We start from the raw sequence: 20745 nt of genomic DNA, 5'->3' as shown, positions 1-20745 counted from the left end.
TCTTTCAATCACTATTATGTAATATATTCAGTATGTTATAAAAATACCATAAGTAATATATAAAGACACTGTGGTTATTATTCATAATGGAATATAAAGAATATCCGATGGCCATAAGTTGATTTAATTCGATTATAAAAGTAATGCCCCAAAAGAGAACTTTTGGGGCTTGATAACTTTAAAGCGTCATTTTTTTCGTCATACCGGCTTCTGCATGACCAGGAATGTTGCAGGCAAATTCTACGTTGTTATCGCCATGAAAGTGCCATAGCAATTGTTTTGCTTTGCCTGGTTCAACCGTTACAGTATTCCCCATATCATGCATATGTTGTCCGGTCATATTTTTCATCATTTGTCGGTGTTCAAGCTGTTCAGATTGCGAGCCAATTGTGAATTCATGATCCATTTTTCCCGTGTTCATCACGACAAATTGAACTACCTCATTAGGCTCGATTTTTACCTCTTTTTTGAAAGTAATCTTCATGTTGTCGGAAAGTATTACGTGCACAACTTTGTCAGGTTTGGCCCCTATAGCTGGCATTCCCACAGCTGACATTCCATCCATGTCTTTCATGTTGCCGTGATCCATGGTGTTATTCGTTGCTGCAATAGCAACAGAAGAACTGATGGTTAACGCGATAGCTAAAGTAAGTTTTTTCATGGTTGTATCCTCAATAAATCTAAGTATCTATTTAGTTTCACGCTGTTTCCACAGCTTGAAGATTGCCGGTATAACGAGCAAAGTGAGTAGTAAGGCTGACGCCATGCCGCCAATCATAGGAGCGGCGATGCGTTGCATAATTTGTGAGCCAGTGCCATGCCCGTACATGATTGGGACAAGGCCAATGATGACGGTAATAACCGTCATCATGACAGGGCGAACGCGCAGCCCCGCGCCTTCACGAATAGCATCTGTTAAATCATCTTTAGTAATCGGAACGCTGTTTTCCTGAGCTGTGAGTTTGGTGTGGTGCCATGCCTGATTAAGATAAACCAGCATGATCACGCCTATCTCCACCGCAACACCGGAGAGCGCGATAAAGCCGACTCCAACCGCAATGGATAAGTTGTAGTTGAGCGAATACATTAGCCACAGGCCGCCCACCATCGCCAAAGGCAGCGTTGCCATGATGATCAATACTTCACCGAGACGACGGAAGCTGAAGTAGAGAAGCAAAGTAATAATGGTCAGGGTGATGGGAATCACCACGCTCAGGCGTGCTTTCGCGCGCTCCATATATTCGTATTGCCCAGACCATGCTAACGAGTATCCGGCAGGCAGCTTGAGTTCATCAGCCACTCTTTTTCGCGCTTCAGTGACATAAGAGCCGAGATCTCTGCCGTCGATATCGACAAACACCCAGCCGTTAGGACGAGCATTCTCAGTCTTGATCATTGGCGGGCCGTCTTCGTAACGAATATCGGCCACATCAGCCAGTGCAATGCGGGCACCGTTTGGTGTGACTAACGGCAAGTTCTGCAATTTCACTACCGAATCGCGATAGTCTTGTGGGTAGCGAACATTAACCGGGTAGCGTTCTAGCCCTTCAATGGTTTCACCGACATTCATACCACCCACCGCGGTTGAAACCACTTGTTGAACATCTTTGATATTCAGTCCGTACCTGGCAGCAGCTTTACGCTTAATATCGACGGTAACATAACGTCCACCTGCCACGCGTTCAGCGTAGACAGATGCAGTGCCTTCGATCTGGTTGAGAATTGGTTCCAACTGAGAGCCAATACGTTCAATGGTTTTCAGCTCAGGCCCCACGATTTTGATACCAATCGGCGTTTTAATACCGGTTGCCAACATATCGATACGGGTTTTGATTGGCATGACCCACGCGTTTGTTAGTCCCGGGAACTGGATTAAACGATCAAACTCTCTACGCAGAGATTCGCTGGTGACACCTTCGCGCCATTCTTCGCGGGGTTTGAGCTGAATGACGGATTCGATCATGGTGAGAGGTGCAGGATCGGTTGCAGTTTCAGCACGTCCCACTTTGCCCCATACGGTTTTCACTTCAGGAACGGTTTTGATTAGCTTGTTGGTTTGTTGCAGCAACTCACGAGCTTTACCGATAGAAATGCCGGGATAAGTGGTTGGCATGTACATTAAATCGCCTTCATCCAACGGTGGGATAAATTCGCTACCGAGTTGACTGGTTGGGTAGTACGCTGAGGCCATAAGAGCGATAGCCAAAACAAGTATTGATCTTGGGTATCTGAGGCTCACATCCAGTATTGGACGATAGAGCGCGACGAGTCCTTTGTTTACGGGGTTTTTATGTTCAGGCAGAATTTTCCCGCGAATGAAATAACCCATGAGTACAGGAACTAAGGTAATCGCTAAGCCCGCGGATGCTGCCATGGCATAGGTCTTAGTAAACGCCAGCGGCGAGAACATTTTCCCTTCTTGGCCTTCCAAAGCAAACACGGGTACAAAGCTTAACGTGATGATCAGCAGTGAGAAGAATAGGGGAGGCCCCACTTCTTGAGCCGCGTCACCAATCACTTGCCAGCGGTTTTTATCAGTCAGCGGAGTCCGTTCAATGTGCTTATGCACATTTTCGATCATTACAATGGCACCGTCGACCATGGCTCCTATGGCAATCGCGATGCCACCCAGCGACATGATATTGGCGTTGATGCCTTGCCAGTGCATGATGATAAACGCTGACAAAATACCTACAGGTAGGCTTAAGGCAATCACCAGTGATGAACGAATGTGGAACAGGAACAGTGCACACACAATCGCAACCACAATGAACTCTTCCGCCAGCTTTTTCCATAAGTTATCAACCGCGGCGTTGATTAGGGTAGAGCGGTCGTAAGTTGGAACGATTTCTACGCCTTCAGGTAAACCGCGTTGTAGCTCTTCCAGTTTGGTTTTAACGTTGTCGATAACCTGACTGGCGTTTTCACCAAAGCGCATCACAATCACGCCACCAACCGCTTCACCTTCTCCGTTGAGCTCTGAAATGCCCCGGCGCATTTGCGGGCCCAGATTGATATCTGCAATATCGCCAAGTAACAGCGGAGTGCCTTTATTCGTCACTTTAAGTGGTAGAGACTCAATGTCTTCAATGTTGGTCAAATAGCCTGTAGTTCGAACCATATGTTCAGCTTCGGCCACTTCAATCACCGACGCGCCCGTTTCCTGATTGCCGTTTTGGATCGCCATGTTGACTTGTTGAAGCGTCAGGTTGTAAGCGCGCAGTTTTGCCGGATCGATTTGGATCTGATATTGCTTCACCATCCCGCCGACTGTGGCGACTTCGGATACGCCATCCACCGTTTGCAGTTCGTATTTGAGGAACCAGTCCTGCAGGCTACGCAGTTGTGCCAAATCGTGTTGTCCGGTTTTATCCTGCAGTACATAACTGAATACCCAACCCACACCCGTTGCATCGGGGCCAAGAGTCGGTTTGGCATTCGCAGGTAACTTAGGCGCTACCTGACTGAGATACTCTAAGACTCGTGAACGCGCCCAGTACATATCGGTTTTGTCATTGAAAATGATATAAACGTAGGAATCACCAAAGAACGAATAGCCGCGAACAGTCTCGGCTCCGGGTACGGCTAACATCGCTGTCGTTAAAGGGTAAGTGACTTGATCCTCGACGACCTGCGGAGCCTGTCCCGGATAGCTGGTTTTGATAATAACCTGAACATCTGACAGATCAGGAATAGCGTCAACGGGAGTATGCTTGACACTGTATAGACCAGCACTGACTAGCACGATTGTCGCCAGTAAAACGATAAATCGATTGCTCAGAGACCAGCGAATAATGGCATTAATCATTGCTTGCCTCCGATACGTTCAATAGTCTTCAGAGAAAAATCATCGTTATGTTTCTGAACTAGAAACCGAACGCGATTGCCCTCCTTCAAACCGGATAATGTTACATCTGGACCAAGGGTAAAGTTCATTTCACCCGCTTCCCAGTTCCATTCCGATACTGGTAAGTGTTTTAGCGTAATCATGCCGAAGTCTTCCATCAGCATGGTGATATCGCCTTCAACCCACACTTCACTAGCAAATATGCTGTCGTCTGCGTTTACTCGAACCCCATTGATACGGGCTAAATCTGCTGTTTGGCTCGATTCCGAATCGAGTAAAAAATGGGCGGAGGAAGCCACTTTGCTTTGTTCCGTTAACCCCTGAAGAACTTCAATTCGATCGCCAGCTTCCCTTCCAACCTGAATGCGCGCTGAACGATATTTGCCGTTACCTTCTGCTAGCACGACGCGCGTCATACCTCCGGTGCGAATCACCGCCGATTTAGGAATCGTCAGTACAGACTCCTCCGTCACCGGTTGCAGTGAAATATTGGCGAACATATTGGGTTTTAGCTCGCCCTGCGGATTTGGAAACTTGAGTCGCAGACGCAAAGTACGTGTCTGTGGGTCGAGGATCGGGTAGACGTAATCAATTTCACCTTGCCACTCTTTACCCGGAATGGCATCCAGTGTCATCTGAGCTTTGCTGCCCGCTTTGACCCAGTGAGACTGACGCTCAAACACTTCGGCATCAACCCAAACATTGTCTATTGGACCGGCGCTGATGACAGCTTGTGCTGGTGATAAGTAGCCACCTTCACGTACATTTAAGCTTGCAATGATGCCATCTGATTTAGCTTTGATGTCGATGGTTTGAGTCGCTGTACCGCGTTTGATAATGGCTTGAATTTGTTGACGGTCAACACCCAGAGTGATCAGTCTTTCTGTTGCTCCTTTGACGAGTCCATTCCGGCCTGTGCGGTAGGCGTTAAGGAGCTCTTCCTGAGCTTTGACTAACTCCGGCGAGTACAGAGTGAAAAGCACGTCGCCTTTACTGACTTTATCCCCCACAGCATTGACATTGAGTTTCTCAACCCAACCAGCCACTCGGACGTTGGTTTGCCAAAGTTGGCTTTCATCAAAGGCGATGTAACCGACAGTTTCGATATTTGGAGCGAGCGGTGCTAATTGTGCTTTAAGCACTTTTACGCCGAGATTATTTTCTACCGCTGGATCAATGGTAACTGTGCCTGGTTTGGTCTCTTTCGCACCGTCTTCTGCGAAAACTGGGATCAAATCCATCCCCATCGGAGATTTACCCGGTTTATCCCGTTGGTAGTTTGGGTCCATTGGGGCAACCCAGTAAAGCGGTTCGTCACTTACCTGAGCTTGCTGTATTTGAGCTGGGTGAGTGGCCATTTCTGTATGTGGTAGGAATGTGTTCACACTAAATCCTAGCGCTGCGCCAATAACAAGCGCGATTGTTGTTACATGGATTTTTTTCATGATTCTGCCTTGTTATTTGTGCTCTGACTCAAGAGTGATATCTGGTTTATCTACCTGATAGCCGTAGCTATTGAGTAATGCGGAGAGATTGTTATTAACCAGATTGAGATCGGTGATAAGACGCTGGTACTCCAGCTTTAACGCAAGCTCATCACGACTCGCTAAAATCACATCATTAAATTGAGTTGTGTTGTTTTGATAACCTCGCTCCGTCGCTTTTACACGTAAATCAGCCTGATGTAGCAGGGTCGACTCAAAGCGTTCAAGGCGTTGAGTAAGGTTATTTTTGTCAACCAATAGGGCATTAACTTTGGCGTTCATTTGACTGAGCAAGGTGTCTTTTTGCGACTGAGCGGCTCCAACTTGATATTGGGCCGCAGCCAGATTCCTGTCTTGTCTGTTTCCGGTGAATAGAGGAATATCCATGGTGATATAGGCACTGACCAAGTCTGATGCTGGTTCGCCTCGCATATTGTTTGATTGTCGATAGGCATACATCACTTCGAACCCAAACTGAGGGGTGTAAGCTTCTCGGGCAAGAGCGACCTGAGTTCGACGAACATCAATCGAAGCATCCGCTATTTGTACTGACGGTGTTTGTTTCAACTGTGAGTAATAGCTATTCCCCGTGATTGCCCCTTCAATAGTTTGCAAGTCACGCCAGTTAAGCTGGTTTGACGCATGGAGCTGTTTAGTATTAGTAAGCCAATCGGATCCTAGCCATTCTGACAACTGAGCGCGAAGGCGCTGCTGAGTTTGTTGATTTGCCTGAATTTTTTCATCCAGCTTAGCGACCTGAAGCTGAGCATTAATTAAATCTTGAGTGTCGCTTTTACCAATCGAGTAGTTGGTTTGAATAAAGCTTTCTAGCTCAGTCATTAATATACGATTTTCAACAAGCAATTGGTTGGCGACTTGTTGGTACCCTAATTCAAGCCAAATTTTCGTCATTGCGTTGATGATTTCAAGCTCTCTAGCAGTGACGTTTACAGCCATTGTGTTAGCCTGAAGCGTTGCTTGTCGTTCGGTAAGCTCGGATGTCTCTCCTCGATTAAATTGCTGCATCAGCCCAACAGAAATATTGGTCATTGGGTCTTCGTCAAAGGTAAAGCTATCGGTAGGTAACCCAGTGATCCCAAACCTGAGTTTAGGATCCACTAAGGTGGCAGTGGCTTTACCTGTTTCACGCATCGCTTGCGCTTGTGCGTAGTATTGGCGGCGTATTCCATCGCTTGATAATGCTGCCTCAATAAGTTGAGAAAGCGTTTTTTCGGTCGTTGGCGTGACCACATCTGTCACCGGCCCACTTGTCAGTGGTTTGCTGGCGTATAATGGTGTGGCTACCAATACCGCGGTACTAACAGGTAGTACTAAAAGGTATTGTTTTAACTTCACTTTTTTAATCCATCACTGAGCGCATAACGCGCACGATAATTCCTCCGTACAGATGCACGGAACCTAAATGAATGAGATGGAGTTAAGCGATTGGAGGCCGATAGAGGCTTTTGGTTTGGTGAATCACATCACCTGAAGGTGGGAGAGCCAATAAAGCCCGTGACGCGCTGATAGTCATCAACATGCTGGGCGTAATGAAAATGGCCACTGAAGTCGCGCAGGTAGCGTCGCAGCAATCGTGCATCACATCAGTGACGACTTCACATTGTCCATTCACATCGATTGAATGACTCATAGCCATGTTGTGATGAGTTGACGACGGGCTATTTTGAAGACTTGGGCAGTTTAAAGCGGTTGCGTGGCCGCTGTGTGGCATTGCGTTGTTCATCATTGTTGAACTGGAAGTAAAGCCTGACATAAGCACGGCGGCTAATACCAAGATCGTTATCCAAGTTGTGGAAATGAGGTTTAAACGCATGATGAAAAGTTCAAATTAGAATTGCCCTTAGGGTAAAGCTTTCCCTAAGGTAAAGGTCAAGGATTATTTTGAACCACACGCATAGATAAATGGTAATGGCGAGTCACATGTGTTGGTCATTTAGGCATCAGGCTAACTCTCATTTGATTTCCAAGCAGCATTAAAGGGTGTTTACGATATACATCAATTCCAGTACAGCGATAACAGTAATAAGTAATGTTGTGAATTTCCAAAACAGCATTGGGTGACGTTGTATCAAAGGAGATTTTTTGGCTTCATATTGCAGTGATTGATTAGGGGTATAAAGGTCGGCAACAAATTCACTAAGGGCTGGATAGCGTCTTTGTGGTAAATAATGAGTGGCTTTTCTTAATGTCAGATCTATCCAATGTGGAATATCGCTACGAAATTGGTTAACAGGGCGATATTGCCATTTGGTATGTCTAGCGGATTGCAGATTCTGTCCTATGACCTGACGATAAGGTAACTGGCCTGTCAACATCTCGTAGCAAATAACCGCCACGGAGAATAGGTCGGAGCTTGTTGTGGCGTTGCCAGTTTGTATGTACTCAGGCGCAGTATAGTTAACCGCCCCAAGTGGTATCTCGTTAACACTTTTTGGCTGCAGTTCCTCTAATCCGGCAGCTTGCACCGCGCCAAAATCAATAATTTTTATTTCGCCAGAGTGAGTAATCATGACATTTTCGGGCTTTATATCTCGGTGTACCATATCGGCTCTTTGAAAAACACGCAACGCTTTGATGAGTGAGTCAATGATCACACGAACACTTTGTAGGTCGGGATTAGGGTGATCGTACATCCATTGGCGTAGTGTTGAACCTTCAATGTATTCATACAGTTGATAGATGAATTTAGACTCACTTGGCGTTGGGTACACTTTCATTACCCGATCGCTGTTTATCTGAGTACCAATCCAACCCTCGTTGGAAAAGTGAGTCAAGTATTCACGATCTTCACTGTATTGTAACGAAGGGGCTTTGAGAATCATCTTTTTACCAGTGTTCTGCTCGCGTACAAGGTATACATGGCTTCTAGTTCCTTCATACAACACGTTGTCTATACGTAAATTGTCAATTTGGTTGCCGACTTTCATTGCTGGGGGAATGATTCTCGCTAAGATGCGTTCTTGATGCTCTAGTGCTGAATGCGGCGGTAAATGGATGACGTCAAGGAGCAGGCAGCTGACGTTGTCTTGGCTACCATTTTTCAGAGCTTGGTGACATATTGCCAAACAGCGATCACCGTGACTGATGTTGAGCGACGGATTGGCGAATTGTGAAAGCGTACTGACGTCGATGAAATCATGTACGCCATCAGAAGTAAGGAGAAAGCGATCGCCTTTTTGTAGAGAAAGCGTCTGATAGTCAACTTCTACGTTGCGATCCATGCCTAAAGCTCGGGTCAGATAAGCATTTTTTCCAAAGTTAATGCGTTGATGATCGGTGGTTAGTTGTCGAAATTTTCCTTTGCGTAAGAGATGGATACGAGTATCACCAACATGAAACAGGTGTGCTGTGTTGGACTTTAAAATGATGCAACTGAAGGTAGTCACTAAGGCGTTATGGGACAACCCATTTTTGGTGCCTTGAGCATAAAGCCAATGATTAAGTGAAGTTAAGATTTGGCTAGCCGCATGTTTTGTACTCCAGCTATTTGGGGTTGCGTAGTAGTCGTTGATAAATTGAACGACTGCCGTATGGCTGGCTTTTTGACTATGCTCACTGCAACTGACGCCATCAGCGATACAAGCAACAATTCCCTTGTGAGTCAGGGTCTCTTGCTGTTCAGGCACCTTCACTAAAATCGCGTCTTGGTTTTGATTTCTCTCCCCCTTTAAGGATTGACCAGTATGCGCGATTGTTAATCTGGACTGTTTCTGTATTCGAAATGGCATAGAAACCTTTTAGAGTATTCCCTGTTTGAGTTAAACGACCTAATTCAGTCAATAACGAATTAGGTCGCTCCCCGTATATAGTTTGCATTTGCGTTATATAAACGTGTTCATGCCAACGTTGGTTTTAGTGTGAGACGTCAATCAGAGTAACACTCCCATCTTCGTTTACTTCAGCGATTTTGCCGTTTGGCTCTTCCATAACCATTAATGCGATGAAACCAACCACTGCCGTACCCGCGATTACGTAGAAGAATGTTTGATAATCAACGAAGGATAAAATGGTTAAGTAAGTCACTGCCCCCACGTTGCCGTAAGCTCCAGTCATACCGGCGATTTGTCCAGTCATACGGCGCTTAATCAGTGGCACTGTTGCGAAAACGGCACCTTCTCCAGCTTGTACAAAAAAAGAACATGCCATGGCTGTGAGTACCGCCAGCCAGATAGGCCATTCACTTCCAACTTGTCCCATCAGGAAATACCCTACAGCCAGTCCCGCCGTTAAGATCAACAATGTTGGTTTTCGCCCAAAACGATCCGAAATCCAGCCTCCACCTGGCCGTGACATAAGGTTCATGAACGCGTAGGCGGATGCGACCATCCCTGCGAGGACTGGCGATAATTCAAATGTTTCTGAGAAAAATAGTGGCAGCATCGACACGACAGCCAATTCAGAGCCAAAGGTGGCAAAGTAGAGAACATTTAATACCGCAACCTGTTTAAATTTATATTGGTGGATCTCTGCGATAGGCTGTTTAAACACTGTTTTATTGACTTTCCACACCTGAGTGACTTCGAGCAGATAGAGCGCGATAAGACCGCCGTAAATCGCGTTAACGGCCATGTTAGGTAGCATCGCGATACCGCTAGGGGACAGTTTCCAAGCAAGCAAGGCAAGCACGGCGTACATAGGGATTTTCATCAGTAATAGGAAGAAAAAATCACCTTTAGATGTTACCTCCATCGCGGTCAGATGTTTCGGTTTAAAGTAGGTTGAGCCTTTTGGCGTGTCAGAGACGTTGCGATAAAATACAATAGAGAATACTAGGCTCATTAGCCCAGTGATCGCGATAGCATAGCGCCATCCTGCATCGCCGCCAACTAGCAAGGCGAGCGTTGGCAGCGTGAAAGCTGCTGCTGCTGAACCAAAATTACCCCAACCACCATAGATGCCTTCGGCTGTGCCTAGCTGATTATGCGGAAACCATTCAGAGACTAATCGGATACCAATGACAAAGCCAGCACCGATAAAACCGAGTAGAAACCGAGCGATAGCAGCTTGTATGAACGAATCGGCAAACGCAAACATAAAACATGGAATTGAACAGATGGCTAAGAGTGCAGAATAAACCAGCCTTGGCCCGTACTTGTCGGTTAGCATGCCGATGACAACCCGCGCAGGTATAGTTAGCGCAACATTGAGTATCAATAGCGTTTTGACTTCTTGCGTGCTGAGTCCCAATGTCTCTTTGACCATTTGCAGCAGCGGCGCGAAGTTAAACCAAACAACAAAGGTGATAAAAAAAGCAATCCAACTCATGTGCAATATTTTCATTTTGCCATTAAATGAAAACAGCGAGAATTTGGTGTTTTCCATTCGTAAATCCTTTTTACTGAGTTTATCTGGCACAACAATGCGAAAGCGTATTGGTGTGGGTTTGTTAGAGGGTTTTCACCCGTTTTTTTGTATTGGGTTTAAGCTGCAACAGCGTTGGCTACTCGCACTTGGACCTGACCATGATGTTCACGGACCGCGTAGACGTTAACTTGGTAGCTTGAGTCTTCTAGGCACTCTCCCGTTTCGAGATTGAAGTGCTGTTTATACAGAGGCGAAGCCACATAGGGTTTATTGTCGACAGAGCCGATGATTCCGCGTGATAGAATGTTCGCGTTACTGATTGGGTCGCGATTAGAAATCGCATACAGCAAGCCGGTGCGTGTACAGTTGAAAATCGCCACTTGCTGATCCGCGACCAAAGCACAAACGCCCGTATTGGGGACCAGATCGTTGACAGAACAGATGGTGTGCCAGTGGTTCATATTGACTCTCCTTAAATTTAAATGGGTTCCTTCGATACCTTTTCAGCACCGTTAAGACACTTCAACAATGTCGATAACATCGGTTTGTTGTGGTTTGGGAAAGCGTTGCTCTCGCAATGAAACAAACTTCAAGCCGTCATCTCGTTGGTCACTATTAATAAAATGGTTAAAACGTTTCAGTTGCTCTGGTGACGCTAAGGTGGTTTTCCACTCACATTGATATTTGGCTATATTCGCTGCCATATCGGCTTCTAATTCGGAACACAGGTCGAGCTTGTCTTCAATTACAACTTGCTTTAGATAATCCAGTCCGCCTTCTAGGTTTTCTAGCCATACCGAGGTACGTTGCAGGCGGTCTGCGGTACGGATATAAAACATTAGAATTCGGTCGATATATTGAGTCAGCGTTGCTTCATTCAAATCCGAAGCAAATAGGTCGGCATGGCGCGGGCGCATGCCTCCGTTACCGCAAACGTATAAGTTCCAGCCATTTTCGGTCGCGATAACCCCAATGTCTTTTGACTGTGCTTCTGCGCATTCCCGTGTGCATCCAGATACAGCAAACTTAATTTTGTGAGGAGAGCGTAGGCCCTTGTAGCGATTTTCTAAGTCGACCGCCAAACGAACACTGTCACCCACACCATAACGACACCATGAGTTTCCTACGCAAGACTTAACGGTACGCACGGACTTTCCGTAGGCGTGACCGGTTTCGAATCCGGCATCGACCAGTTTTTTCCAGATAGTCGGCAAATCGTTGAGCTGGGCACCGAACAAGTCGACACGCTGACCACCAGTAATTTTGGTGTATAAGTTGAATTCCTTGGCGACTTCTCCGAGCACAATCAATTTGTCTGGGGTGATTTCACCGCCAGCAATCCGAGGAACAACAGAATATGTGCCGTCTTTTTGCATGTTACCCAGGTAAATATCGTTGGTGTCTTGAAGCTCGGTGTGTTCGCTATTGAGGATGTAATCATTCCAGAACGAAGCTAGGATTGATCCAACCGCTGGCTTGCAGGTAGCACAACCCAGCCCACTACCATAGTTTTTCAGTAATTCGTCAAAGGTTTTTATTTGCTGAACACGGATGATATCGCTCAACTCTTTGCGTGAATAAGCAAAGTGTTCGCATAGGTTGTTGTTGACTTCCACACCTAGGCTGAGGAGTTCGTTATCCATCACTTGTTTTGCGAGCGCTGAGCATCCACCACAGCCGGTTGATGCGTTAGTGGCTTCTTTAAGCGCCGCCATGGTGGTACAGCCAGTGGCGACCGCGTGTTTGATGTCCGCTTTTGTTACATCGTAACATGAGCAAATCATGGCGCTGTCGGGAAGTGCATCGATCCCCATGCCTGCCGATTCTTCTTCCGCGGCGTTCGGCAGGATAAGGACTGACGGATTAGATGGTAATGGCATGTCATTTTGTTTGATCTGCAGCAATGTGCTATAGGCATCTGCGTCTCCCACTAATACTGCACCGACAATCTTTGAGCCGTCAGCAGAGATAATCAGCCGCTTGTAAACCTGCTCTATTTCGTCATTGTAGGTGTAAGAGAGGGCGCCTTCAGTCTGTCCATGAACCTCACCGATACTGGCAACATCGACGCCAAGCAGTTTCAGCTTGGTACTCATGTCAGCCCCTAGAAATTGACTTGGGTTTTCATCTTCAAGGAGATGACTGGCGGCGACTTTGGCCATTTGATAACCGGGAGCGACCAGGCCGAAAACCTGATTGTTCCATAACGCGCATTCACCAATCGCATAGACATCTGATAGGTTGGTTTGACAGTGGTTATTGATCACGATGCCACCACGTTCACCAATCTCAATATCGGAGTGACGAGCAAGTTCATCTTGAGGACGGATACCCGCAGAGAAGACGATCATATCGGTTTCTAGATGCGAACCATCTGCAAAGTTCATTCGATAGCGAGCGTTTTCTCCTGCGACTATCTCTGTGGTGGCTTTTTCGGTGTGCACCGAGACACCCATATTTTCGATCTTGCGACGTAATAGGGCGCCGCCACCGTCTTCGAGCTGAACCGCCATCAAGCGTGGCGCAAACTCAACAACATGCGTTTCTAAGCCGAGATTTTTAATTGCATTGGCTGCTTCTAAGCCGAGGAGACCACCGCCAATGACCACGCCGCTTTTACTGGTTTTGCTCGACGCTTGAATTGCATCCAGATCTTCGATGGTACGGTAGACAAAACAGTGCTCTTGATCATTACCAGGAACAGGAGGCACAAAGGGAAACGAGCCTGTTGCCAATACCAATTTGTCATAGCTCTCTTCACGACCGGACGCGGTTATTACTTTTTTAGCGTTGGTATCCAGTGCGGTGACTTTTTCGTTGAGAATATAGCGAATGCCGTTGGTTTGATAATAGGATTCATCCGTCATCGCCAAATCTTGCACGGTTTTTCCGGTCAGATATGAGGTCAGTTGTACTCGGTCATAGGCGAGTCGTGATTCTTCTGAAAAGGTAATGATGTCGAGATCATCACGTCCGCTTTGGAGCAATGTATCGATAAACCTGTGGCCAACCATGCCATTTCCGACGACGACAATTCTTTTTTTGCTCATGTGGTTATCTTCCTGATAGTGGATTTAGTCAAAAGGCTTCGGTGTTACTTGTCCGTTTTACTACCGTAGTTAAGCCGATCTTTTTAAGGCGTTCGGTATACGGTGATGTGACTCGGTTCGCTTGGAAAGCTGTGCGAGCCAGTGCATTTGTTCGGCCACCGAGACAACGTGACCGATGACAATTAAAGCGGGCGATTGAATCTGGTGTTGATGTTTCAACTGCGAAAGTTGGGAGAGTTGACCGGTAAAGATACGCTGCTTTGGGGTGCAGCCGTTTTCGATAAAGGCGACGGGCGTTGTGGTATCCATACCATTTTCAACTAACTGGCTGGCAATCATGTCGGTTTTGGTCAGCCCCATATAGATCACTAAGGTTTGATTAAGCTGAGCTAATGCCGTCCAGTTTAAGGCTAATTGCTTGTCTGCGTGCGCGGTAATGTAGGTACAACTTTGCGCTAACCCTCGATGGGTAAGTGGTATTTGTGCGTAAGTTGTACATCCAGACGCTGCGGTAATTCCAGGAATCACATTTACCTTGATTCCTTTTTGTGTGAGTAGCAACATCTCTTCACCGCCTCGTCCGAAGACGAAGGCATCCCCGCCTTTTAAACGGCATACGTCTTGGCCGGATTGCGCATAGGTGATCATAATGTCATTGATTTCATCCTGAGTTGCACTGTGCTGTCCTTTTGATTTCCCCACAAATAGGGTTTTGGCGTTAGATGGGAACAGCGCTCTTATCGCCTCACTAACCAAGTTATCGAACACGATCAAAGTCGCCTGCTCAATGGCCCGTAACGCTTTTATGGTTAACAAGTCAGGATCGCCAGGACCTGCTCCAACCAGAGTGACTGTACCTTGTCGTACAAATGTTTCGCTTTGTGTGTGGCTCACATTCATCGTCCCGTTTCCTAAATGAGGGTTTCTAATGTTTTCTCACTTAGCAAAAGTAGTGCCTAATTATGGTTTTGTACGAATTAAAATGTATTTATTGTTATTATTCATATTCTTAACACTTAAAATGAAAGTTCTTATAAATAATAAATATGATTGAAATTTGACTTTTTTGTTATTTATGGGTTTTTGTGGTGCAAAAGTGGATCTAATGGTGCAAATGGTGGGTAAGTTTGTGGTTTTTGAGGTTAATTAGTCTACCACTTTAGAGGTATATTTGTTTTTAACTATATGTTATTTAAATATAAAAAATACAAAACTTTAAAATTAACCTTATTGGATCATATATTGCAATATACCCCTTATTAGGTAGTTTGTTTTGAGAGGGTGTGATGCGGTCAAATGATGGATGGATTAAGACAACATGTGCTTACTGTGGAGTGGGGTGTGGCTTAGAAGCTCGAACCAAATTATCGGGCGAATTAGAGATCAGAGGGGATAAAAGTCATCCGTCTAATTATGGAAAGCTTTGCACCAAAGGGATCGCACTCGGTGACACGGTTATTCATGATGGAAGGTTACTAGCTCCCACCGATAACAGGGCGCCTGAAGCTATAGAGCTGAGCTGGGATAGCGCAACTCAAATCATTGCTGATAAGTTTTCTCAATTGATTGAAAAACATGGTCCCGACTCTGTGGCTTTTTATGTTTCGGGTCAACTGTTAACAGAGGATTACTACGTTGCCAACAAGCTCTGCAAAGGTTTTATCGGAACGGCGAATATCGACAGTAACTCACGGTTGTGTATGGCGTCGTCGGTGGTTGGCCACAGGCGCGCGTTTGGTTCTGACACGGTTCCTATTTGTTATGAGGATATCGAAGAAGCGGAACTGGTTATTCTCGTCGGTTCGAATCTCGCTTGGTGCCATCCCGTATTATTTCAACGACTACGCAGTGCGAAACAGAATAATCCATCAAAACGCGTTATTGTCATTGACCCTCGTCAAACTGAAAGCTGCGATATCGCCGATCAGCATCTCGCCTTGAAATCAGGTTCGGATGTGGCTTTGTTTAACGGCCTTTTGTCTTATATAGCAGGCAATGACTACATCGATGAAGCGTTTGTCAGCAACACAACCAATCATGCTGAACAAGCATTAGACAGTGCGCAGCAAGAGGAGGATGTGGCGTTAGTCACTGGGCTGTCAGAGACACAATTACAGCGTTTTTATCATGACTTTGCTACCACTGAGAAGGTCGTGACCATCTACTCACAGGGCGTCAATCAGTCGACCACTGGTTCTGATAAGGTGAATAGCATCATCAACGGCCACTTAGCACAAGGTAAGCTAGGTAAAGTAGGGACAGGGCCTTTCTCGGTCACCGGACAGCCAAACGCGATGGGGGGGCGAGAAGTAGGAGCCTTGGCGAACACGCTTGCCTCTCACATGGAATTTGATAATCCAGAACATCTGGCGATAGTCAAAAATTTTTGGCGATCAGAGAATCTTGCATTACGGCCTGGGTTAAAAGCGGTCGATATGTTTGATGCCATGGCGCAAGGTAAGATAAAAGCGATCTGGATAATGGCAACCAACCCGATGGTGAGTTTGCCAGACAGCGATAAGATTCGTAAGGCGTTGCATACGTGTGAATTTGTCGTCGTTTCAGATTGTATTGCCGATACAGAAACCACGCGAATGGCCGATATTGTGCTGCCAGCACAGGGCTGGAGTGAAAAGTCGGGAACAGTCACCAACTCAGAGCGACGTATATCGCGTCAACGTCGAGTCTTACCCAGCCCCGGTATGGCGAAACCTGACTGGTGGATAGTCAGTCAGGTTGCTCAGAAGATGGGCTTTGGCCATGCGTTTAACTACTTGCATGAAGGCGAAATTTTTCGAGAACACGCGGCTTTATCTGTTGAGGGGAACCTCAATGGAGAACGTGACTTCTCGCTTATCGGCTTAACCGATCTTGATGATCAAGATTACAACCAACTGCTGCCCCAGCAATGGCCGGTGACAGCGCTTCAATCCCAGGTTGTCAATCAGCGTCTGTTCTCCGATCAGCGTTTTTATACGCCAAACCACAAGGCGAACTTTATTGCAGTTCGTCATTCTCTGCCGCAAAGCGCAACCAGCGAGGCATACCCACTGTTGTTAAATAGCGGGCGAACTCGCGATCAATGGCATACCATGTCTCGAACGGGCCTTTCTGCAAGGCTTGCAGAGCATAAATCTCAGCCTTACGTGCAAATCCACCCACAAACAGCAGACCAATATGGTGTGCGTGACGGACAACTTGTAGAGGTGCGCAGCACTTATGGTTTATGTCAGGTGCGTGCTGAGGTGACTCGTGATGTTCAGCCCGATCATTTATTTATTCCCATTCACTGGAACAATATAACAGCAAAAGGCGCAAAGCCGTGTGAACTGATTGCGCCTAGTACTGACCAAGTATCGGGTCAGCCGGAATTTAAACATACCCCAGTCAACCTTCAGCCATGTCAGTATCAAAGCACTGCTTTGTTTACTTCCCGCCACGTAATTAACTTTGACGACTGCGATTACTGGGCGAGGCAAAAGATTGAACATGGTTATCTTTATCATATTGAATCTAAACGTTCGGTCTCTGAACTTGCTCTTGAGCTAAAGCAGCGATTGATTTATCAACATGGGCGTGTTTTCAGTATGGAGTCAGGCGCAGGCGGTATTCGCTATCATTATATGACAGTGAAAAATGATAAAGTTTTTCAGGGGCTATACGTTCAGCCAAGTATGACCGAAGATGATATTGAATGGATGGTTAACAATTTCAACCAAGAGATTAGCGAGGCGATGGCGGGAATTGATAACCATGTGCATTCAACTGTAAAAAGGTTGTCGAGCAAGACAATGAGCTAATCAGAGAAACTCTGATCAACAATTAAAGCACGTTCAACAACAGCGCCCCAAGTTCACCGATGGTATGGGCTTGGGGCGATTAATTACTGGATGCTATCTACCCACTTATCCGATTTGAACCACTTGTCATAAATGCGCTGATAGGTTCCATCGCCTTTAATTTGACGAAGAAAATTGTTGAGGAAGTTGAGAAAGTCAGGATCTTGCTGGCGTACAGCCCAACCCAAAGGTTCAAAGGTAAAACTTTCATCAAGGTGGATAACTTTGCCTTGGTGCTGCGCTTCATACATCGAGTTATAAGGTAAGTCATACACAAAGGCATCGGCTTGGCCGTTGGCAATTTGCAGCGCCGCGTCGGCAGATGTCTCATACAGGTCGATTTTGGCGTTGTATAAGTACTTCTTTGCCGCCTGTGCGCCAGTGGTGCCCATTTGTGTCGCGACTGTGTATTGCGCGTTATTAAGGTCACGATATGAGGTGATTTTGTCAGCCAGCTTTGGTGAAATGAGCACCGTTTGACCGACTTCAATGTATGGCTGGGCGAAATTCACGCTGACATTACGTTTAGGCGTGATGGTCATGCCGCCGATAAAGTCACATTTTCCCGTTTTGAGAGCAGGAATAATACCGTCCCATGCGGTATTGACGGGAACAAATTTAACATCGATTGAGCGTGCCATCTGCTTAGCGATATCGATATCAAAGCCCACATAGCGGCCATTTTTGTCCGTCATTTCAAATGGTAGATAGCCAGATTCGAAACAGAATTTAAGTTCACCGGAACTTAATATTCCATCAAGTGTTGATTCCGCTGCGGTGGCATTGGCTGTTGAAAACAGAGAGAAAATGGCAAGCGAAGAGGTTAATACGGTTCTAAGTTGTTGTGTGAAAGGTTTTAACTTCATTTTATACATCCACGTAATTTTTATTGTTTTGTCGTTTGTCTGCTTGAGATTGCAAGTATGACGGCGAATGAATGATGAAGATTTTGAAGGAATAATCAATACCTTATTCTTTATAAGATATGCTTATTTTTGCTCTGACCGAGTATTTATCTGGCTAGCCACGCTTAATAGCCAGCATGAACAGTGCGAATAACTTATCGCTCCTAGAAGCAGTAACGACTGCTCGTACGTTTTCTCCGCTTGGGGTGAACAACGTTTGCTCGCATTCTAGGAGCCAACTATTTTTTATGCTTTAGTCGATGTTTGAGAAAATCTGCTTTATTTCCATGGGCGTGGTACCACAGCAGCCGCCAATAATTTTTGCACCGAGTGCTTTCCATTGCCGCGCGTATTCTAGGTAACTGGTGACACCTTGCTTATCATGTTCACACCAAGTTTTACTGTTCGGATCATAGCTGTTACCCAAGTTGCCATACACAACAATTGGTTTATTAGTCTGCGATTTGATGTTCTCTATCAACCCACCGATATATTGGGGAGCAGTACAGTTCACGCCAACGGCAACCACGCACTCAAAGGGTTCTAGGGCGCGGATACACTCGGCAATCTCTTGACCATTGCAGATTTGTGATGAATTTTGTGCGCTAAATGTAATCCAGCATTTCGCACCCAGTTCTTGGACAATCTCTGCGATGACTAAGGCTTCATCCAAACGAGGAATCGTCTCGACAGCGATAAGGTCAACACCTTGATCCCACAGAATTTCAATGCGTTGCTGATGAAACTGGCGAAGCTGTTGCGCCGATAACTCATAGTCGCCGCGGTATTCCGAACCATCAGCGAGAAAGGCGCCATAGGGGCCGATGGATGCAGCGGCAATCGGATAACGTCGGTTATCCGCTTTTCCTTGTTGTTCCCACCACTCATCTCGTGCATCAAGAAGCAACGTGGCTGATGCTTTGATCAGCGCAATCGCTTCGGACTCCGACAATCCTTGCTTGGTATAGCCTTCGATGGTCGCTTGATAGCTGACCGAAGCGCTAAAATCGGCGCCAGCCTCAAAATAATCACGGTGTAACTGCTTGATAAGTTGGGGACTTTCTTTAAGAACTTTTGCTGTCCAAAGTTCGTCGTTAAGGTCGCAACCCATGGCTTCAAGGTGGGTGCCAGCAGCCCCATCAGTGATCAGAAGATGAGGGGTTGAGAGAATGTGAGTGAGATTTTGTCTCATGGTCGTTCCTTATTTGAATGACGGGCAGCGTGTTGTAATTGTTGTTTAAATCGGTAAGGAATCTGCCAGATAAAATTAGACCGTGAATTGGGTTATGTTTCAATACCGAACATGCCATTTGATGATTCTGCGGTGGGCGCACAAGCGGTTATTTCTGCTAGCGGTCATCAACGTCTTTTGACATAAATTCTGGCATTGTTTTCGCCGATTGCTTCACGGATTCTGCAAAGCGATACAGTGATTTGTGGTGCCGAGTATTCGTGGGATACGCAATGCTGTATGGATAATAAATGGTCGGTTCGAACGGGCGAGTGACAACACCATTATTCGCCCAAGCTCTCGCAGCAAAAGGTTCAAGTACGCCAACGGCGAGGCCTTGCGCAATCATTGCATAAGCGGTGTGTGAGGTATCAATAAACACTCGGCGATTAAGCTCGGATTCAACGTTGTCTAAAGCCGTGGTCAGCTTTTGCCAGTAATTTGGGTTACTGTCTAACACCGTGATAACTGACTCGCCTTTCAGGTCATCGGCGGTGATGACTTGCTTCTCCAATAAAGGGTGGCCTTGCTTGGCAGCAAAAACATAACGGGCATTACCGATAAACTCCTGCTCAATACCACTGAGTTGGGGAAGTTGCAGTCCGACTGCTAAGTCAACTGTGTTGGTTTGTAGCTTCATAACAATCTCGGCTAATCCATCAGTATGAATCACCACTTTTTCATCGGGAAAGTAGCGTTCATGTTCAGATAACGCAATAGGCAGAAGTGAACTCGATATCGCTGAGGTACTGGCTATTTTTAACTCTTGAGGGGCTTGGTTACGAATTTGCACAGCAACCGACTCTAATTTCTCAAGCCCAAGGAAGCTTTCTTCGACAGAGCGGAAGAATTCTCCGGCTTCTTGAGTTGGGAACAGGCGACCTTTGCGACGTTCAAAAAGTCGAAAGCCAATCGAGTGCTCTAAGTCACTAATCAGACGGCTTACAGCGGGTTGAGTGACATGCATTTCAGCAGCGGCGGCAGCCGTTGTTCCTCTAAGCATGATGTTTCGAAAGGCTTCAATTTGTCTGAACTTCATTCATAACCCATAACATTTGTTTATT

The 20745-nt window shown here is 46.1% G+C and carries 14 protein-coding genes; 1 reads left to right on the top strand and 13 read right to left on the bottom strand.

Annotated features, from left to right (window positions below; genetic code table 11):
• Positions 1–178: 178 nt before the first annotated feature.
• The 10 genes from copI to cobA all read right to left on the bottom strand — a co-directional run bounded on the left by copI (position 179) and on the right by cobA (position 14606).
• Entirely contained in the window at positions 179–661 is a 483-nt protein-coding gene (copI, locus tag ACFFUV_RS19015) for a copper-resistant cuproprotein CopI (RefSeq protein ID WP_390195965.1), read from the bottom strand.
• A gap of 27 nt (positions 662–688) precedes the next feature.
• Entirely contained in the window at positions 689–3808 is a 3120-nt protein-coding gene (locus ACFFUV_RS19010; RefSeq protein ID WP_390195960.1) for an efflux RND transporter permease subunit, read from the bottom strand.
• The gene (locus ACFFUV_RS19005) at positions 3805–5292 is read right to left on the bottom strand and encodes an efflux RND transporter periplasmic adaptor subunit (protein ID WP_390195956.1); all 1488 of its coding nucleotides are present in this window, start codon (positions 5290–5292) and stop codon (positions 3805–3807) included. The genes ACFFUV_RS19010 and ACFFUV_RS19005 overlap by 4 nt, the downstream gene beginning before the upstream one ends.
• A 12-nt stretch (positions 5293–5304) precedes the next feature.
• Entirely contained in the window at positions 5305–6687 is a 1383-nt protein-coding gene (locus ACFFUV_RS19000; RefSeq protein WP_390195954.1) for a TolC family protein, read from the bottom strand.
• A gap of 82 nt (positions 6688–6769) precedes the next feature.
• A complete protein-coding gene (locus ACFFUV_RS18995; protein ID WP_390195951.1) occupies positions 6770–7165 on the bottom strand; it encodes a hypothetical protein in 396 nt (131 codons plus the stop codon).
• 160 nt (positions 7166–7325) lie between these two features.
• Positions 7326–9080: a bifunctional protein-serine/threonine kinase/phosphatase gene (locus tag ACFFUV_RS18990; protein WP_390195948.1), complete on the bottom strand. Its 1755-nt coding sequence runs from the start codon at positions 9078–9080 to the stop codon at positions 7326–7328.
• Between the two features lie 124 nt (positions 9081–9204).
• Positions 9205–10674, bottom strand: coding sequence for a NarK family nitrate/nitrite MFS transporter (locus tag ACFFUV_RS18985; protein ID WP_390195945.1), 1470 nt, complete (start codon positions 10672–10674; stop codon positions 9205–9207).
• Positions 10675–10772: 98 nt separating this feature from the next.
• Positions 10773–11117 carry a nitrite reductase small subunit NirD gene (gene nirD / locus ACFFUV_RS18980; protein WP_390195942.1) on the bottom strand — a complete coding sequence of 115 codons (345 nt, stop codon included), beginning with the start codon at positions 11115–11117 and terminating at the stop codon, positions 10773–10775.
• Between the two features lie 51 nt (positions 11118–11168).
• Positions 11169–13706 (bottom strand): nitrite reductase large subunit NirB, encoded by a 2538-nt coding sequence (gene nirB / locus ACFFUV_RS18975; protein WP_390195939.1) that lies wholly within the window; start codon positions 13704–13706, stop codon positions 11169–11171.
• Positions 13707–13775: 69 nt separating this feature from the next.
• Entirely contained in the window at positions 13776–14606 is an 831-nt protein-coding gene (gene cobA / locus ACFFUV_RS18970; RefSeq protein ID WP_390195936.1) for a uroporphyrinogen-III C-methyltransferase, read from the bottom strand.
• A gap of 386 nt (positions 14607–14992) precedes the next feature.
• Between cobA and ACFFUV_RS18965 the strand changes: the two genes are divergently transcribed.
• The gene (locus ACFFUV_RS18965; protein ID WP_390195933.1) at positions 14993–17506 is read left to right on the top strand and encodes a molybdopterin oxidoreductase family protein; all 2514 of its coding nucleotides are present in this window, start codon (positions 14993–14995) and stop codon (positions 17504–17506) included.
• An 83-nt stretch (positions 17507–17589) separates the two neighbouring features.
• Here the strand turns inward: ACFFUV_RS18965 and ACFFUV_RS18960 are convergent, their stop codons facing one another.
• The 3 genes from ACFFUV_RS18960 to ACFFUV_RS18950 form a co-directional block, all read right to left on the bottom strand.
• Complete coding sequence (locus ACFFUV_RS18960; protein WP_390195930.1) at positions 17590–18411, bottom strand: transporter substrate-binding domain-containing protein; 822 nt, start codon at positions 18409–18411, stop codon at positions 17590–17592.
• 292 nt (positions 18412–18703) lie between these two features.
• Positions 18704–19642 (bottom strand): homocysteine S-methyltransferase, encoded by a 939-nt coding sequence (gene mmuM / locus ACFFUV_RS18955; RefSeq protein ID WP_390195927.1) that lies wholly within the window; start codon positions 19640–19642, stop codon positions 18704–18706.
• 157 nt (positions 19643–19799) lie between these two features.
• Positions 19800–20720: a LysR substrate-binding domain-containing protein gene (locus ACFFUV_RS18950; protein ID WP_390195924.1), complete on the bottom strand. Its 921-nt coding sequence runs from the start codon at positions 20718–20720 to the stop codon at positions 19800–19802.
• Positions 20721–20745: the final 25 nt, after the last annotated feature.

Origin of the sequence: Vibrio olivae, assembly GCF_042428525.1 — a bacterium.
GTDB lineage: Bacteria > Pseudomonadota > Gammaproteobacteria > Enterobacterales > Vibrionaceae > Vibrio > Vibrio olivae.
This window is presented reverse-complemented; position numbering and strand designations above follow the sequence as displayed.

Coding starts and splice junctions, on each gene's coding strand:
- copI (WP_390195965.1), bottom strand. CDS start 661: ATGAAAAAACTTACTTTAGCTATCGCGTTAACCATCAGTTCTTCTGTT.
- ACFFUV_RS19010 (WP_390195960.1), bottom strand. CDS start 3,808: ATGATTAATGCCATTATTCGCTGGTCTCTGAGCAATCGATTTATCGTT.
- ACFFUV_RS19005 (WP_390195956.1), bottom strand. CDS start 5,292: ATGAAAAAAATCCATGTAACAACAATCGCGCTTGTTATTGGCGCAGCG.
- ACFFUV_RS18995 (WP_390195951.1), bottom strand. CDS start 7,165: ATGCGTTTAAACCTCATTTCCACAACTTGGATAACGATCTTGGTATTA.
- ACFFUV_RS18990 (WP_390195948.1), bottom strand. CDS start 9,080: ATGCCATTTCGAATACAGAAACAGTCCAGATTAACAATCGCGCATACT.
- ACFFUV_RS18985 (WP_390195945.1), bottom strand. CDS start 10,674: ATGGAAAACACCAAATTCTCGCTGTTTTCATTTAATGGCAAAATGAAA.
- nirD (WP_390195942.1), bottom strand. CDS start 11,117: ATGAACCACTGGCACACCATCTGTTCTGTCAACGATCTGGTCCCCAAT.
- nirB (WP_390195939.1), bottom strand. CDS start 13,706: ATGAGCAAAAAAAGAATTGTCGTCGTCGGAAATGGCATGGTTGGCCAC.
- cobA (WP_390195936.1), bottom strand. CDS start 14,606: ATGAATGTGAGCCACACACAAAGCGAAACATTTGTACGACAAGGTACA.
- ACFFUV_RS18965 (WP_390195933.1), top strand. CDS start 14,993: ATGCGGTCAAATGATGGATGGATTAAGACAACATGTGCTTACTGTGGA.
- ACFFUV_RS18960 (WP_390195930.1), bottom strand. CDS start 18,411: ATGAAGTTAAAACCTTTCACACAACAACTTAGAACCGTATTAACCTCT.
- mmuM (WP_390195927.1), bottom strand. CDS start 19,642: ATGAGACAAAATCTCACTCACATTCTCTCAACCCCTCATCTTCTGATC.
- ACFFUV_RS18950 (WP_390195924.1), bottom strand. CDS start 20,720: ATGAAGTTCAGACAAATTGAAGCCTTTCGAAACATCATGCTTAGAGGA.